General features: G+C 62.7%; 15 protein-coding genes. 4 read left to right on the plus strand and 11 right to left on the minus strand.

All coding sequences use genetic code 11. From position 1 onward, the window contains the following. Positions 1-2: 2 nt before the first annotated feature. The 4 genes from I8746_RS03815 to I8746_RS03830 all read left to right on the plus strand — a co-directional run bounded on the left by I8746_RS03815 (position 3) and on the right by I8746_RS03830 (position 4126). The gene (locus I8746_RS03815) at positions 3-953 is read left to right on the plus strand and encodes an alpha-E domain-containing protein (RefSeq protein WP_012052764.1); all 951 of its coding nucleotides are present in this window, start codon (positions 3-5) and stop codon (positions 951-953) included. Beyond that, positions 950-1729, plus strand: a complete 780-nt coding sequence (locus I8746_RS03820; protein ID WP_012052765.1) for a transglutaminase family protein — start codon at positions 950-952, stop codon at positions 1727-1729. Before I8746_RS03815 ends, I8746_RS03820 begins: the two co-directional genes overlap by 4 nt. Before the next feature lie 73 nt (positions 1730-1802). Then, complete coding sequence (locus I8746_RS03825; protein WP_003254077.1) at positions 1803-2525, plus strand: proteasome-type protease; 723 nt, start codon at positions 1803-1805, stop codon at positions 2523-2525. A 251-nt stretch (positions 2526-2776) separates the two neighbouring features. Continuing rightward, entirely contained in the window at positions 2777-4126 is a 1350-nt protein-coding gene (locus I8746_RS03830) for a D-serine ammonia-lyase (RefSeq protein ID WP_221100168.1), read from the plus strand. Between the two features lie 136 nt (positions 4127-4262). Here the strand turns inward: I8746_RS03830 and I8746_RS03835 are convergent, their stop codons facing one another. The 11 genes from I8746_RS03835 to pedF form a co-directional block, all read right to left on the minus strand. Further along, positions 4263-4877 (minus strand): hypothetical protein, encoded by a 615-nt coding sequence (locus tag I8746_RS03835; RefSeq protein WP_017147696.1) that lies wholly within the window; start codon positions 4875-4877, stop codon positions 4263-4265. Positions 4878-5504: 627 nt separating this feature from the next. Continuing rightward, the gene (locus tag I8746_RS03840; protein ID WP_012052777.1) at positions 5505-7175 is read right to left on the minus strand and encodes a NahK/ErcS family hybrid sensor histidine kinase/response regulator; all 1671 of its coding nucleotides are present in this window, start codon (positions 7173-7175) and stop codon (positions 5505-5507) included. Beyond that, the gene (gene ercA, locus I8746_RS03845) at positions 7159-8322 is read right to left on the minus strand and encodes an alcohol dehydrogenase-like regulatory protein ErcA (RefSeq protein WP_004576476.1); all 1164 of its coding nucleotides are present in this window, start codon (positions 8320-8322) and stop codon (positions 7159-7161) included. Before ercA ends, I8746_RS03840 begins: the two co-directional genes overlap by 17 nt. A gap of 89 nt (positions 8323-8411) precedes the next feature. Beyond that, positions 8412-8684 carry a pyrroloquinoline quinone biosynthesis peptide chaperone PqqD gene (gene pqqD, locus I8746_RS03850; RefSeq protein ID WP_003254087.1) on the minus strand — a complete coding sequence of 91 codons (273 nt, stop codon included), beginning with the start codon at positions 8682-8684 and terminating at the stop codon, positions 8412-8414. A 51-nt stretch (positions 8685-8735) separates the two neighbouring features. After that, the gene (pqqA, locus tag I8746_RS03855; RefSeq protein WP_003243383.1) at positions 8736-8807 is read right to left on the minus strand and encodes a pyrroloquinoline quinone precursor peptide PqqA; all 72 of its coding nucleotides are present in this window, start codon (positions 8805-8807) and stop codon (positions 8736-8738) included. 230 nt (positions 8808-9037) lie between these two features. Continuing rightward, positions 9038-10558, minus strand: coding sequence for an aldehyde dehydrogenase family protein (locus I8746_RS03860; RefSeq protein WP_003254088.1), 1521 nt, complete (start codon positions 10556-10558; stop codon positions 9038-9040). A gap of 162 nt (positions 10559-10720) precedes the next feature. Beyond that, positions 10721-12508: a PQQ-dependent alcohol dehydrogenase PedH gene (gene pedH / locus I8746_RS03865; protein WP_004576475.1), complete on the minus strand. Its 1788-nt coding sequence runs from the start codon at positions 12506-12508 to the stop codon at positions 10721-10723. A 195-nt stretch (positions 12509-12703) separates the two neighbouring features. Then, positions 12704-13627, minus strand: a complete 924-nt coding sequence (locus tag I8746_RS03870; protein WP_004576474.1) for a quinoprotein relay system zinc metallohydrolase 1 — start codon at positions 13625-13627, stop codon at positions 12704-12706. Between the two features lie 38 nt (positions 13628-13665). Beyond that, positions 13666-14427 carry a quinoprotein dehydrogenase-associated SoxYZ-like carrier gene (locus tag I8746_RS03875; RefSeq protein ID WP_047603008.1) on the minus strand — a complete coding sequence of 254 codons (762 nt, stop codon included), beginning with the start codon at positions 14425-14427 and terminating at the stop codon, positions 13666-13668. 8 nt (positions 14428-14435) lie between these two features. Then, on the minus strand, positions 14436-15311 hold the full coding sequence (locus I8746_RS03880; RefSeq protein WP_012052781.1) for an ABC transporter substrate-binding protein: 876 nt from the start codon (positions 15309-15311) through the stop codon (positions 14436-14438). A gap of 5 nt (positions 15312-15316) precedes the next feature. Next, the gene (pedF, locus tag I8746_RS03885; RefSeq protein WP_014860448.1) at positions 15317-15778 is read right to left on the minus strand and encodes a cytochrome c-550 PedF; all 462 of its coding nucleotides are present in this window, start codon (positions 15776-15778) and stop codon (positions 15317-15319) included. Positions 15779-15800: the final 22 nt, after the last annotated feature.

Genomic DNA, 15800 nt, shown 5'->3' on the forward strand with positions numbered 1-15800 from the left:
CCATGCTTTCGCGAACCGCTTCCGACCTGTACTGGATGTCCCGCTACCTGGAGCGCGCAGAAAACCTCGCGCGCATGCTCGAGGTCAGCTACTCGCTGTCGCTGATGCCCCAGGCCGGGCGCAGCGACGGCCATGCCGAACTGGCAATGTCGCTGATGGCCTCGGGCATGCTGGACGACTACCTGCGTCGGCACAATGAACTCGACACCGAGCGCATGCTGCACTTCTTCGCCCTCGACGCCACCAACCCCAGCAGCATCTATTGCTGCCTGCAGGCCGCCAGAACCAATGCCCATGCGGTGCGCGGCCGTATCACCGCCGACATGTGGGAGAACATCAACGCCACCTGGATCGAAATGCGCAACATTGCCAGCAACGGCCTGGGTCGCTATGGCATCAGCCAGTTCTGCGACTGGGTAAAGGAACGGTCGCACCTGTTCCGCGGTGCGACCTCCGGCACCATCATGCGCAACGATGCCTACAGCTTCATTCGCCTGGGGACCTTCCTGGAGCGGGCGGACAACACCCTGCGCCTGCTCGATTCGCGCTATGAAATGTTCGGCGAGGCTTCCGAAGAGGTCAGCGACGACTCCGCCCGCGGTTATTACCAATGGAGCGCCCTGCTGCGCGCGCTGACCTCGTATGAGGCCTTCAACGAGCTCTATCGCGCCGCGCCCAGTGCCCGGCCGGTGTCCGAACTGCTGCTGTTGCGGGTAGACGTGCCGCGCTCGCTGCATGCCTGCATCGAGGAACTGGACCTGATCCTGGCGGGCCTGCCGGGCAGTACCGGGCGTGCCGCCCAGCGCATGGCCGCCGAACTGAATGCGCGCCTGCGCTACACCGCAATCGACGAAATCCTCGATGCCGGGTTGCACCCCTGGCTGAGCGACTTCATTGGCCGCATCAACCAACTGGGCCAGGCCGTCCATCACTCCTACCTGGAGGTTGTATGAAACTGTCCATTCGCCACGACACGACCTATAGCTACGCCAGCGACGTGTGCAACAGTATCCAGTTCCTGCGCCTGACGCCGCGCAGCAGCGAACGCCAGCGTATCAATCAATGGCAACTGGACCTGCCCTGCAAGGTCAAGGGCCAGATCGACCCTTACGGCAACATCCTGCATGTGCTGACGCTGGACAAACCCCATGGCCACCTGGCGCTTACCGCACACGGCCAGGTCGAGATCGACCCGGATTGCGAACACGAAACCGAGAGCCAGTCGCCCCTGCCGTTCCTGCGCGGCAGCCACCTGACACAGGCCGACGACAACCTGATTGCTTTCGCCGCCCGGCAATGTGGCAGTCACCGCGACCGGGCAGCACTGATCGGGCTGATGCAAGGCCTGGCCGAGCACATGCCCTACAGCCCTGGGGCCACGTCGGTGGGCACCACGGCCATCGAAGCCTTCAACGGTGGCGCAGGCGTGTGTCAGGACCACACCCACGCCTTCCTGGCCTGCGCACGCAGCCTGGGGGTGCCGGCACGCTATGTGTCCGGCTACCTGTGCACCGAGGACGAACAACACCTGGCCAGCCACGCCTGGGCCGAAGCCTGGGTCGACGAAGCCTGGTACAGCTTCGACATTACCAACCGCCTGACCCGGCCAGAGCGTCACCTGAAGCTGGCGGTGGGCCTGGACTACCTCGATGCCTGTCCGGTCAGGGGCGTACGCCGCGGCGGCGGCGCCGAATCGATGCAGGCCAGCGTCCACGTGCATCGCCAGTGACAGGCTGGCGTCAGACCGGTCTTGCCGCGCGAGTGCGGCAAGACCCTTCCACACGCAACACAAGGGAAACCGCATGACTTACTGTGTCGCCATGCACCTGGAGGACGGGCTTGTCTTCATCAGCGACTCACGCACCAACGCCGGCATCGACCAGATCTCCACGTTCACCAAGTTGTTCGTCTTCAGCACCCCGGGCGAGCGGCTGATCGTGCTGCAGACCGCCGGCAATCTGGCGACCTCACAGTCGGTGGTAAACCTGCTGCAGCAACGCACCCAGGGCAACGGCCCCCACCTGCTGAACGTTGCCACGCTCTACGATGCAACGGTGCTGGTCGCCGACACCCTGCGCGAGGTGGTCAAAAGAGACCGCAGCAAGCTCACGGCCGATATCGACCTTAGCAGTTCATTCATCGTCGGCGGCCAGATAGCCGGCGGCCCCATGGCCATCTACAACGTGTATGCACAAGGCAATTTCTTCCAGGCCACACCGGACACCCCGTTTCTGCAACTGGGTGAAAGCAAGTACGGCAGACCAATACTCGACCGCAACCTGGATTACCGCACGCCGCTCGATGAAGCGCTGCGCTGCGGCCTGATTTCGTTCGACTCCACCATCCGCAGCAACCTGTCGGTGGGCATGCCGCTGGACTTGCTGGTGTACCGCAACAACAGCCTGGAAAGCATGACGCGCAAGCGCATTACCAGCGACGATGCCTATTACCAGCAGATTCGCAGGCAGTGGAGCGACGGCTTGAAAACCCTGCTGGCCGAACTGCCAGCGCCGCCTTATGGCTGAGTAAGCGAACTGTACAGATCCTCTGGTGCCTGGACAGGCACTTTCGCGGTCTGGCCCGTGCCCACAGGTACTGTGCAAGCCTTGAAGGCGGTGATGGCCTGTGGGAGCGGGCGAGCCCGCGAACAGGCCGGTACAGGCAACACCTCAGTAAAACCAATGTGTAATGTTCGAAACTCCGTGGGTTATCCTGCGCCTTCCCCCTGTCACGAGACTGCTGCTGGCGGCCCACAGACTGCACTGCAGGTGAAATCATGATTCACGGAAAAACCCTGGAAGCCTGGCAACAAAGCCACCCGATCATCGCCGAGCTGGTTGCCCTGAAGCAGACCAGCTGGTTCAACCCTGGTATCGCCAAGGCTGCAGAAGCCCTGCACGATGTGGGCCTGACGGCGGCCGACGTGCAAGCGGCCAGCGCGCGGCTGCAGCGGTTCGCGCCTTACCTGGCCACTGTGTTCCCCGAAACAGCCGCTGCCGGCGGGGTCATCGAGTCGCCTGTCATCCCGCTGCCACAGCTGCGCCGGGTGCTTGTCGAAGAAGGATCACTGCAGAACGCAGGCAGCCTGTGGCTCAAGGCGGACAGTGACCTGCCCATCTCCGGTTCGATCAAGGCCCGGGGCGGTATCCATGAAGTGCTCAAGCATGCCGAAGACCTGGCCCTGGCGGCCGGATTGATCACGTCAACGGATGACTACACCAAACTGGCGAGCGACCAGGCCCGCGCATTCTTCAGCCAGTACACGATCGCCGTGGGTTCGACCGGCAACCTGGGGCTGTCGATTGGCATCATGAGCGCCAAGCTGGGTTTTAAGGTGAGCGTACACATGTCGTCAGACGCCCGGCAATGGAAGAAGGACAGGCTGCGGGCCAACGGCGTGACCGTGGTAGAACATGCGTGCGACTACAGCGTAGCGGTCGAGCAGGGTCGCCAGCAGGCGGCTTCAGACCCCAATTGTTATTTTGTCGACGACGAAAACTCCCCACAGCTGTTTCTCGGCTATGCCGTCGCCGCCGAACGGTTGGCGCGGCAATTCGACCTGGCTGGCATCCAGGTGAACGCAGATCACCCCTTGTTCGTCTACCTGCCGTGCGGCGTAGGGGGCGGTCCGGGCGGTGTCGCATTCGGGCTGAAGCTGGTGTTCGGCGATGCGGTGCACTGCATCTTTGCCGAACCCACCCACTCCCCCTGCATGCTGCTGGGTGTCTATACCGGCCTGCATGATGAAACCTGCGTGCAGGACTTCGGCATCGACAATATCACCGCCGCAGACGGCCTGGCGGTCGGGCGCCCATCAGGGTTTGTCGGCAAAGCCATGCAGCGGCTGATCGATGGTTACTACACCGTGACCGACGAAGAGCTGTACCGCTTGATGGTCATCGCCCATGAGCAGGACAAGGTCAAACTGGAACCCTCTGCCCTGGCCGGCGTACCCGGTATGCTACGGGTGCTGCAAGCCGGCGAGTACCTGGCTCGCCAGGGCTTCACCCCAACCCAGCTGCAGCAGGCTACACACCTCGTCTGGGGAACGGGGGGCAGCATGGTGCCGGAAGATGAGTTCAACGCCTATCTGGCCAAAGGGCGCAGCGTGCAGGCAAACCTGTAACCGCGAGCGCCGGTTCGCAGTCTTGCAACGGATCATGGAAGCGTTGCACGCTTGCCGTGCTGAATCACATCAGGCACTGCAACGGCGCCGCAAACCAGGTTTGCGGTTCGTGGCGCCGTCGCAGTGCCTCAGGCCATCAGCAAGGAATGCCCGCCAGCGGCCAGACAGGTGCTTGCGTCGCTTTGGCCATGGTGCGTTTGCGCGCCCACTGGGTCAGTGCGGCCATCAGGGCAAAGCCGAGCAGGATCATGACTGGATAGGCCAGCAGCAACTCGGTCAGCGAATACTTCCAGGCCAGCGGCCGACCGACACCCAACATTGCCGCATATAACCAGGACACACCGGACAACGCGCCGGAGAACAGTGCAAACATGCGCACGCCGATATTCAGGTCAAGCAAAGAGCCCGCCTTGAGTAACGCCGGCAGGACATAACGGTGCAACAACATGCCATTGAATGTCAGCAACAGGACAATAATAACTTTGGCGTGAAGTTTCGGATTGGCAAAGTAACCCATGCCTTTTTCAAGGTAGTCGATACCGATGACGGCAGCCCCCGTGAGCCACAAGAACATCAAGGCGTTCGTTACAGACTTCTGTAAACGTGCCATATGCCTACCGTCATGCCCGGCCTGTTGATGCCCCTTCAACAAGTCCCTGACCATCTCGGCATCGCTGGCAAACACCAGCCCAATGGCAACGCAGCAGGCCAGCAAATGAACATAAATAACCGACAACCGCACCAGCTCCATGGATTCTTTCTGCCCGAACAGGCTAATAATTGTATTAAACTCCACGTCGAATTCTCCACGTAATGCATTAGCGCTAGCGGGCCGTGCTACAGGCGTGCGAACGGCGTGATCGCAACGGCAAGACCCCATTCATATCGTTAATTGAAACAGCGGATTGAAACATGAATACACAGCGACTCAACCGTTGAGCCTCGGTTGGGCATAGGCGTTACTCCATGATCAGAGACAATAAAAATCCCCATGTGAGTCCCTGCGACCCACATGAGTTTTAAGGTTGATAACTTCCTGAGAGATGCCAGGTGCAGTTCATGCGAATACACCTGCTGGCCAATATGAGCCATCAACAGGGTAATCGTTCATTTCTTGAGCAAAAGCACCGACCAGCGGTATTTAAAACCGCATTAGTTAGCTTGCTAATTTCTTGCAAGCTGACCGAATGGTAAAGTTTTCTGATCACTGGATCCAAACTTCGCAACGGGCCTTCACGGCTCTACTTGTTCGCAGGGCAAATCAGGGGGTTATACAGCGCCACCCCATTTCATCTTTTCGCGGGCAAGCCCGCTCCCACAGGTACAGCGCAGACTTCAGGCAAATGCAGTACCCGCGCCACCAATGAGCCCTGCGCAATCAATGCACCAGGAGCAACTGGCTCAATACAGCTCGCAATTTTCCCGGTTTTACAGGTTTGTTCAGTAGCGGCGCCCCCAATTTCTGCAAGCCTCGCCGGCATTGATCGCTGCGGTCGGCGGTGATGATCACCGCCGGTATGGCAACCGCAAAATGCTCACGCAAATACCTGACCACCTCGCAACCCACCACGCCATGGTCCAGGTGGTAGTCGGCCAGGATCAGTTCCGGGGCCTGCCCCTGCAAGGCCAGCAAGGCACCTGCCTGGTCGGTCGCGGTCACCACTTCGCAGCCCCACTGCCCAAGCAGCGCGCCCATGCTCTCGAGGATGCTCACTTCGTTGTCCAGTACCAACAGGCGGCGGCCCGGTAGCGGGTTGCCGACGCTTGGCAGCGGCACAACCTGGTGAGCGGCCAGCGGCACCTCTTTACCCAGCGGGACCTCGATGCTGAACACCGAACCACGCCCCGGCCACGAACGTACCTCAATCCGGTAACCGAGAATCTTGGCGATCCGCTCGACGATGGCCAGCCCCAGGCCAACGCCCTTGCGATCTGCAGCGCGGCCAACGTCCAGCTGGTTGAACTCAAGAAATATGGCCTGCAGCCGATCCTGCGCTATGCCCCGCCCGGTATCCCACACCTCCAGCCGCAAATGACCACCGCGGCGCCTCGCCCCGAGCAGGATCCGCCCCTCGTCGGTGTACCGGCAGGCATTGCTGAGGAAATTGCGCAGGATGCGTGTCAGCAAACGCAGGTCAGTACTGATGGCGTAGTCGGCTATCCGTGCGTGCAGCTTCAGGCCCGCCGCATCGGCCACTGAGCTGAACTCCGAGACCAGCGGCGCGAACAGCTCGTCCAGGCGGTACACGGCCACATCCGGTTTTACCGCCGCCTGGTCGAGCCGGGAAATGTCCAGCAGGTCGGTCAGCAGGTCTTCCGCGCCCTCCAGGGCCTGGTGGGTCCGCTCCACCAGCACATGCTCGGCCTCTGGCAATGGCCGCTCGCGCAAGGTCGAGATCAGCAAGCGGGCGGCGTTCAGCGGTTGCAGCAGGTCATGGCTGGCGGCGGCGAGGTATTTGTCCTTGCTGCGGTTGGCAGCTTCAGCAGCATCGCGCGCCTCCAGCAATTCATCGGTACGCGCAGCGACCCGTTGCTCCAGTTCATCATTGAGCTGTTGCAGGCGTTGCTGGGCCAGCTTGCGCTCGGTGATGTCGGCAACGAACCCCTCCACCAGCCCTTCATGGCCGGGTTTGAGCAGCAGGTTCATGAGCACATCGAGATGGCTGCCGTCCTTGCGCCGCAAACGGGTTTCGTAGCCGTGCAGGCTGTGCTCACGGGCGAGCACTGCGGTAATGGCCTGTAACTCCTCGGCACCGCCGTCAAACAGGTTGGCGGCCAGGTCCGTCAGGGAAAACAGCACCGCTTGCGGGTCGTCGTAGCCGAGCATGCGCGCCAACGCCGGGTTGGCGGCACGCATGCCGTCCTGAAGGCTGGCCTGGAAAATACCGTGCACGGCGTTTTCGAACAGCCATTTGTAACGGTTGCGTTCGGCTTCCAGTTCGTCCAGGCGGGCGGACAGCTCCGGGTAATGGCTTTTGCGCGCCGAGTGGTCACCCAGCCCCAGCAGCCCGGCCAACGCCCGCTGCTGCTCGTCAGAGGGCCTCGCCATAAACGACCTCGACATCACGCTGGCTCGACGCACGGGGGTTGGTGAGGATGCACGGGTCGTCCATCGCGTGTTGCGACAGGAACGGGATATCGGACGTGCGCACCCCGTGCAGGCCCAGGGTTTCATGGAAACCGATGGCACGCTTCAGGGCAATCAGGTGCTCCACCAACCGCCCGCAGATTTGCCGGTGATTGAGACCGCGGCAGTCGATACCAAACACTTCGGCGATCACTTTGAAACGCTCCGGCGCCGAGCTGTAGTTGAACGCCACCACGTGCTCCACCAGCACCGCGTTACACAAGCCATGGGGCAAGTCGAGGAAGCCGCCCAGGCTGTGCGACATGGCGTGCACTGCGCCCAGGATCGCATTGGAGAACGCCAGCCCCGCCTGCATGCTGCCGAGCATGATCTTTTCACGCAGTGCAATATCGGTGGGGTTGGCGATCATCTCCACCAGGTTGCCATTGATCAGGCGCATGGCTTCCAGCGCATGGGGGTCGGTCAGCGGCCCGTGGCCGGTCGACACGAAGGCCTCGATGGCATGCACCAACGCATCGATGCCGGTACAGGCCGACAGGAACGGGTCCATGCTCAGGGTGGTCTGCGGGTCGATCAGCGACACGTCCGGCACCACCGCCTTGCTGACGATGGAGAACTTCATGCGTTCCTGCTGGTTGGAAATGATCACGAACTGCGACACGTCCGCCGAGGTGCCGGCGGTGGTCGGAATCAGGATCAGCGGCGGGCTGGGCACGCGGATCATGTCCACGCCCTCGAATTCGAGGATGCTGCGCCCATGGGCCACCACGATGCCGATGGCCTTGCCGCAATCCATCGGGCTGCCGCCACCGACGGCGACGATCACGTCACAGTGGTTCTGCCGATAGATTTCGGCGCCGAGCATCACCTCTTCGACCCGCGGGTTGGGTGACACCGCTGTGTACAGGCAGTAGTCGATACCCTGGGCCTGCAGGCTGGCCTCCACATCCGCCACCCAGCCGGCCGCGATCACGCCAGGGTCGCTGACCACCAGTACCTTGCGCGCACCGAAGGTTTTGGCGTAATTGGCCACATTGTGCCGGCAGCCGGCACCAAAGATGATTTCAGGCGATACGAATTTGCGAAGGGGGCTGAAACTCTGGCTCATTGGTAAGCCTGTTCTTATTGTTCTGGAAGATAACCGCCAGCGTAAAGCATCCCACCACGAAAGCAACCAGACCAAAGCGGGGCTACCGGTCATTCTATCCAGGACTTGGCGCGGGCCACCTCCAGAAACGCCAGTACGTCCTCTTCGAGCCCCGGTACATCGGGGAAGCGTTGTGCCAGGCGGTCGATGACCGTTGCCACCGTACTGTGGCCGTCCAGCAGCGCCAGGACCCAGCCGGCACTGGCATTGAGCTCGATGATGCCCCCGGCGTACAACAGCACGTGGCAAGCCTTCTGTGGCTCCCAGTCCAGGCGCAAGCCTCGCCCCAAGGCAAGGGCTTGCTGGCGATCAATCAGGTTCACAGGCACATGCTCCAGGAGGATCCGGCCACCGTGGCGATGGCCGGGCCGTCATCAACGGTTGGCGAAATACATCGTCACTTCGAAGCCAATGCGCAGGTCGGTATAGGCGGGTTTAGTCCACATAGGGCAAGTCCTCTTCTTGTGCCGGAGGATTCCGGTAGAAGCATTAATGCACGGGGGCGGACCGGACCGAATGCTACTTTGGAACGAGCTGGCGGGGTGCGTTGGTACGGGTAGCCCATGCATGTGCCGGCCCTTTTGCGGGCTCGCCCGCGCCCACAGGTTCTGCACCGGTTCTGGAACCAGCGGTGAACCTGTGGGGGCGGGCGAGCCCGCGAAGGCCGCGACGCGGTTTAGAAGAAGCCCAGCGGATTGATGTCGTAGCTCACCAGCAAGTTCTTGGTCTGCTGATAATGGTCAAGCATCATCTTGTGGGTCTCACGGCCAACACCGGACTTCTTGTACCCCCCGAACGCCGCATGCGCCGGGTACAGGTGGTAGCAGTTGGTCCACACTCGCCCGGCCTTGATCCCGCGGCCCATGCGGTAAGCGCGGTTGATGTCGCGGGTCCACAGGCCGGCGCCCAGGCCGAATTCACTGTCGTTGGCGATCGCCAGCGCTTCGGCTTCGTCCTTGAAGGTGGTCACGCCCACCACTGGCCCGAAGATTTCTTCCTGGAACACGCGCATCTTGTTGTTGCCCTTGAGCAGGGTTGGCTGAATGTAGTAACCGCTGGCCAGGTCACCCTGCAGCCGCTCGGCACCACCGCCGGTGAGCAGCTGCGCGCCCTCCTCCCGGGCAATCTCCAGGTACGAAAGGATCTTGTCGTACTGTTGCTCGGACGCCTGGGCACCCACCATGGTTTCGGTATCCAGCGGGTTGCCGCGGGTGATCTTGGCGATCTTCTTCATCACCTCGGCCATGAACGGTTCGTAGATCGACTCCTGGATCAGCGCCCGTGACGGGCAGGTGCACACCTCGCCCTGGTTGAAGAACGCCAGCACCAGGCCTTCGGCAGCCTTCTCGATAAACGCCGGCTCGGCCTGCATGATGTCTTCGAAGAAAATGTTCGGCGACTTGCCACCCAGTTCGACGGTGGACGGGATGATGTTCTCGGCCGCGCACTTCATGATGTGCGAGCCCACCGGGGTGGACCCGGTGAACGCGATCTTGGCAATGCGCTTGCTGGTGGCCAGCGCCTCGCCGGCCTCACGGCCAAAGCCCTGGACGATGTTCAGTACGCCTGCCGGCAACAGATCGGCGATCAGTTCGGCAAAGACGGTAATCGACAGCGGCGTCTGCTCCGCGGGCTTGAGCACCACGCAGTTGCCAGCGGCCAAGGCCGGGGCGAGCTTCCAGGCGGCCATCAGCAGCGGGAAGTTCCACGGGATGATCTGCCCCACCACACCCAGCGGCTCGTGGATGTGATAAGCCACGGTGCCTTCGTTGATCTCGCCTACGCCACCCTCCTGGGCGCGGATGCAACCGGCAAAATAGCGGAAGTGGTCCGCTGCCAGCGGCACGTCGGCATTCAAGGTTTCGCGTATGGCCTTGCCGTTGTCCCAGCTTTCGGTAACCGCCAGCACTTCCAGGTTCTGTTCGATGCGGTCGGCAATTTTGAGCAGTACCCGCGCACGGTCTTGCACCGAGGTCTTGCCCCAGGCTTCGGCGGCGGCATGCGCGGCGTCCAGGGCGCGCTCGACGTCCTGGGCCGTGGAGCGCGGGAATTCGGCAATCGGCTGGCCATTGACCGGCGAGCTGTTGGTGAAGTACTGGCCAGCCAACGGCTGCACGAACTCGCCACCGATGAAGTTGCCATAACGGGGTTTGAAGGATACGACGGCGCCTGGAGTTCCGGGTTGTGCGTAGATCATGCTGAGCCTCTGCGGGTCGGTGCCTGTCCCACGACAGGCGATGCACCGATGGTAAGAAGCCCCGCGTGCCGGGCGAATGCATCGTTGGCAGCGGGGCTCTCGTCATTTGGTAGTAGGGCCGCTTGCCACCGATCAGCGGCAGCAAGCGGCAGTAGGCAGGCGTTATGGCTTGGCGCTTGCCGTTTGCTGCAACTGCTTGGGCAACTTGAAGGTCCAGAGCATGCCGCCCTGGTTGAAGTCCTTGACCCGTTTGGCCACTTCGCCGCCCCACAGCGGCACCGCGCCGCCCCAGCCGGAGACCACCGAAACGTATTGCTCACCGTCCATTTCCCAGGTGACGGGCGAGCCAAGCACGCCTGAGCCGGTCTGGAATTCCCAGACCTTGTCGCCGGTCTTGGCGTTGAATGCCTGCAGGAAGCCCTCTGGCGTGCCCGTGAACACCAGGTTGCCCTTGGTGGTCAGCACACCGCCCCACAGCGGCGCGTAGTTCTTGTGGCGCCACACTTCCTTGCCGCTGATCGGGTCGATGGCGCGCAGCACGCCGATGTAGTCTTCATTGAGCGGCTTGATGGTGAAACCGGCGCCGAGGAACGCCGCACCTTTCTTGTAAGCGATGCCTTCGTTCCAGATGTCCATGCCCCACTCGTTGGACGGCACGTAGAACAGCCCTGTGTCCTTGTTGTAGGCCATCGGCATCCAGTTCTTGGCGCCGAGGAAGGCCGGCGCGACAAACACCGAGCTGCCCTTGGCCTCGCTGCCGGGGGCACCCGGGCGGCTGGCGTCGTTGTAGATCGGCCGGCCGTCCTTGTCCAGGCCCGTGGCCCAGGTGATCTTGTCAACGAAGGGGAAGCCACGGATGAACTTGCCGTTGGTGCGATCGAGCACGTAGAAGAAACCGTTGCGGTCGGCCGTAGCGGCAGCCTTGATCTCCTTGCCGCCGTCCTTGTAGTTGAACGAGATCAGCTCGTTCACGCCGTCGAAGTCCCAGCCGTCATGCGGCGTGCTCTGGAAGTGCCACTTGATGGTGCCGTCGTCCGGGTTCAGTGCCAAACGTGAGGAGGAGTACAGGTTGTCACCGGGGCGCAGGTGCGAGTTCCACGGGGCCGGGTTACCGGTGCCAAACAGGATCAGGTTGGTTTCCGGGTCGTAGTAACCGCCCAGCCACGGCGCGGCGCCGCCGGTCTTCCACAGGTCGCCAGGCCAGGTCTTGCCCGCCTCACCGCCGGAAATACCGTTCTCGATCGCCTTGCCGTCCTTGTACACATAGCCCATGTGCCCTTCCACGGTGGGGCGCATCCACAGCAGCTCGCCGTTCTCCGGGTTGTACGCCTGGATCTTGCCCACCACGCCGAACTCGCCGCCGGCAACGCCGGTAATCAGCTTGCCATTGACGATCATCGGCGCGGCACTGATGGAGTAGCCTTCTTTGTGGTCGGCAACCTTCTTGCTCCAGACCACCTTGCCGGTGTCCTTGTTCAGGGCCACCAGCTTGGCGTCCAGCGTGCCGAAGAACACCAGGTTGCCGTACAGTGCGACGCCGCGGTTGATCACGTCGCAGCAGGGGCGGATGTCATCCGGCAGACGTGCATCGTATTGCCACAGTTTCTTGCCGGTGCGGGCGTCCACGGCGAACACCCGCGAGTAGGAGCCGGTCAGGTACATCACCCCGTCCTTGATCAGCGGCTGGGCCTGCTGGCCGCGCTGCTTCTCCCCGCCGAAGGAGAACGCCCAGACCGGGCGCAGCTCCTTGACGTTATTGACGTTGAGCAGATCCAGCGGGCTGTAGCGCTGGCCCTGGACGCCCAGGCCATTGGTCACGATCTGCTGCGGGTTCTTCGGGTCCTGGAGGATTTCTTCATTGCTGACAGCGGCGTGCGCCGCGCCGGCAAGCAGCATGGCGCTGAGCACCAGGCTCACGGCGAACAAGGGGCGACGTGGGGATCGGGTCATGACGGCTACCTTTGGTTTTTTTGTTGTGCCCGGGAAAATTTCCCGGTGTGCTGGGAATTCTTGGTCCCGACCCGATTGCCAACAATTGCCCGCAGTGCGGAGTTTTCTAGTTCCTTGGTAGGGGCCTGAGCGATGGACGGGGGCAGCCATAGAGCGCGGCACGGACGGCGCAGGGGCTCACAGGCACCGTAAATGTCATGGCAAGCGCTGCAACTGCTGGCGCTCGTAACGCGGGTACAGGTGGCTGACACTGCGGATCAGCTCATAACGCGTCAGGCTGATCCCGGCAAACCGTTCGGGAATGGGGCTGCGGATCATCTCGGCCATGTCGTCACCGCGCGCCGCGCCATCACGCATCAGGCCATCGAGCCAGCCCAGGTAGTCACGCATCTGCACGAACGGCTGCGCATCACCGGCCAACGGGCCATGCCCGGGTACAAGCTGTTTCCAGGGCAGTGCCTGCAGGGTATCCAGGTCCTTGAGCCACACGTCCAGCCCCGGGCTGTTGGGCGTGGTCAGGGCGCGTTCGTAGAACACCAGATCGCCGGCAAACAGCACGCCGGTCTTTTCATCGAAAATCGCCAGGTCGGCACCCGTATGCCCGCCCAGTCCCAGCAACCTCAGGCGGTGCCCACCCACCTCATGCACGCCCGGCTGCAGCACCCGGGTCGGCAGCACCACCTCGGTACCGCGCATCCAGTCGCCGACCAGGCGATACATGTTCTCGGCCATGGCATCGCCTTGCTGGCGCAGCAGGTCGCGGGTGCCGGCCAGGGCACCGATCGGCACATCGGCAAAGGCTTGGTTGCCCAGCACATGGTCAGGATGATGATGGGTCAGCAGCACCTCCACTACCGGCTTGTCGGTGAGGGTGGCAATTGCCTTGCGCAATGCCTCGCCATAGCCCTTCGACGGCCCGCTGTCGATCACCACCACACCGCTGTCGGTGACGATGAACGCGGTGTTGACCACATTGCCGCCATTGGCCTTGGCGAAATTGTCGGTGCTGCCTTCCAGCAACCAGGTGCCCTCGGCGATCTGCCGGGGGGTAAGCCGGTACGCCAGATCAGCCTGGGCCGGCAGCCCCAGGCACAGCAGCAACAGCAGGATCCAACGCATGGCGGTGCCTCGGGTCAGGGTGAAATCAGACAACGCGCTCAGGGCAGCGCCGCCTCGAACTGGTTGCCGCTGTTGTCCTGCAACAGCAGCCGTGTTGGCCCAGGGCCCTGAATGTCAAAGCCCAGGTTGGGGTTTTCGCTGACCGCCGGGTACAGCTCCAGGCTGGCCAGGCGCTGGCCATCTGCACCTTGCAACTCGGCATGGTTGAGAAAGAATTCAGGAATGCCGCTGACCAGGCCGTTATCCATCGGGTGGGCCACCTGCAGGCGCAGGCGGCTGCTGTCGCCACGCGGGTAGCGCCCGCCCAGCACCTCCCCGAGGTGCTCCTCCCAGCCGGGCTGGGTGCGCACCACGCTGGGTGCGGTACAACCGCCGCCGGCAGCATCGATCAGGGTCGAACCGACGTGCCACAGGCCATCGCGTGTCAGTACGGCGGCGCGCAACGGTGTGGCCTGTTCGATGCGGATGCGGATCGACAACCAGGGCAATACGCGCTCGCCGGGCTGAAAGTCGACGATGCGCGGCAGAGGGTTCAGTTCTGCCCAGGCGATAATCCGCACCACATCGCCCGTGAACGCCCGGGCGTCGATCTCCAGCGGTACCTGCCGTGCATCCTCGGCAAAGGGCGGCGCCAGAAGCTTCACACGGTCATCGAACACGAACGCCGCCTGCCCCAGCAACTGCTTGTGGTAGAAGTCCCACATCACAGAAGGCACCGGGTCTGTGTGGGTGCCTTGTGTCGCAGCCTGGGCGGCCCAGGGCATCCAGCAGGCCAGCAGGAAAGTTGCTCGCCAGTTCATGGCCACTCCTATTGATACATCTCCGGGACCTCGTAACGCAGGCCGTATGCGGCATACATCGCCTTGAGCCGGCCATCGCGAATCATCGCTTCCATGGCCTCCTCCACGGCATAGGCCAGCTGCCGGTTGCTTTCATGTACGGCCATGCCGATTTCCCAGGCCTGTTTGCCAAGGTTCGGGTAAGCGTTTTCTGCCAGGGCCAGTTGCGGGTCGGCGGCCTGGTGCAGCTGCCAGTCAACCTCGCCGCGCATCGCCATCACTGCGTCCACCTGGCCGGCCTGCATGGCAGCGAAAGCTTGCTGCACGCTGGGGTAATGGTGGGTCCTGGCGCTGAGCATGCCGTTGAACACCGATGTCAGGTAGAACGACGGCACGCTGTCCACCTCGACCCCGATAGGATGCTGCTGGAATACCGCGACACTGGCCACCGAGGCCAGGCGACGGCGATCGTAGGCCACCTGCCAACGCTCCTGCTGATAGGGGCCGAACATCACCACCTGGGCGTTTTCCAGCTCCCCCAGCTCGTTGCGCCGCTGCGCGTAGGCGCGATCGTAAGGCACCCGCATCATCAGGTCGGCCAATTGCTGATGACGCAGCGGGCTGCCACGCCAGATGTAGTCGCGCAGGTCATCGTCGAGCTTTTCTCCGGGTGGCGCCCAGATCAGTTGCAGGCGTACCCCCAAGGCCGTGGCCAGGGCCTGCGCCAGCTCCACATCGACACCACGCGGCTGGCCGTGGTCCTGGAAACTGTAGGGGGCGAAATCCTTGTACACTGCCACCTTGAGCTCGCCGGCAGCGATGATCGCGTCATAGTTGCGCACCTGCGCCTGGGCCGCCGCGCAACACAGCAGCAGGCCACTCAACAGCACCGCCCACAGACGCATGGCCGTCACTCCTCGACGTGCACGCTGTCCAGGTAGGTGCGCACCGCCCACAGGGCTTCCTGGCTGAGGTAGTCGGCCATCTTCGGCATGTACACGCGGCCGTCGCGAACCGCGCCGTGGCGTACCCGCTCGACGAACCATTCATCGCCGGCATCACCCGCATCGAGCATGCGCAAGTCAGGGGCGATACCACCCGACTTGGCCTCCAGGCCATGACAGGCAGCGCAGTTCTGGTTGTAGGCCGAGGCGCCGATTTCCACGGCCTTTTCGTGCTCGGGCGAGCTGCGGTACGGATTGACCGCGGCCCAGCCGTCGCCGTCCAGGCTCACGCCAGTGTCCTTGATCGGGGTCAGGCCCTTGGTCTCCACTGCCTGGGGCACCACGTTGCCATGGGCCCAGGCTGTACCGGTCAGCACGGCTGCGGCCAGCAACCCAGCAGCCAGCAACACATTGCATTTTGTTGTCATTGTTATGCCCTCACCATTGCAC

Origin of the sequence: Pseudomonas sp. USTB-Z, from assembly GCF_019691255.1 — a bacterium.
In the GTDB taxonomy this organism is placed as follows: Bacteria; Pseudomonadota; Gammaproteobacteria; order Pseudomonadales; family Pseudomonadaceae; genus Aquipseudomonas; species Aquipseudomonas alloputida.

Excerpts from the sequence above, each read along its gene's own strand:
- I8746_RS03830 (WP_221100168.1), top strand. The coding sequence starts at position 2,777 with ATGATTCACGGAAAAACCCTGGAAGCCTGGCAACAAAGCCACCCGATC.
- I8746_RS03835 (WP_017147696.1), bottom strand. The coding sequence starts at position 4,877 with ATGGAGCTGGTGCGGTTGTCGGTTATTTATGTTCATTTGCTGGCCTGC.
- I8746_RS03820 (WP_012052765.1), top strand. The coding sequence starts at position 950 with ATGAAACTGTCCATTCGCCACGACACGACCTATAGCTACGCCAGCGAC.
- I8746_RS03825 (WP_003254077.1), top strand. The coding sequence starts at position 1,803 with ATGACTTACTGTGTCGCCATGCACCTGGAGGACGGGCTTGTCTTCATC.
- I8746_RS03870 (WP_004576474.1), bottom strand. The coding sequence starts at position 13,627 with ATGCGTTGGATCCTGCTGTTGCTGCTGTGCCTGGGGCTGCCGGCCCAG.
- pedH (WP_004576475.1), bottom strand. The coding sequence starts at position 12,508 with ATGACCCGATCCCCACGTCGCCCCTTGTTCGCCGTGAGCCTGGTGCTC.
- ercA (WP_004576476.1), bottom strand. The coding sequence starts at position 8,322 with ATGAGCCAGAGTTTCAGCCCCCTTCGCAAATTCGTATCGCCTGAAATC.
- I8746_RS03840 (WP_012052777.1), bottom strand. The coding sequence starts at position 7,175 with ATGGCGAGGCCCTCTGACGAGCAGCAGCGGGCGTTGGCCGGGCTGCTG.
- I8746_RS03880 (WP_012052781.1), bottom strand. The coding sequence starts at position 15,311 with ATGCGTCTGTGGGCGGTGCTGTTGAGTGGCCTGCTGCTGTGTTGCGCG.
- I8746_RS03860 (WP_003254088.1), bottom strand. The coding sequence starts at position 10,558 with ATGATCTACGCACAACCCGGAACTCCAGGCGCCGTCGTATCCTTCAAA.
- I8746_RS03815 (WP_012052764.1), top strand. The coding sequence starts at position 3 with ATGCTTTCGCGAACCGCTTCCGACCTGTACTGGATGTCCCGCTACCTG.
- pedF (WP_014860448.1), bottom strand. The coding sequence starts at position 15,778 with ATGACAACAAAATGCAATGTGTTGCTGGCTGCTGGGTTGCTGGCCGCA.
- I8746_RS03875 (WP_047603008.1), bottom strand. The coding sequence starts at position 14,427 with ATGAACTGGCGAGCAACTTTCCTGCTGGCCTGCTGGATGCCCTGGGCC.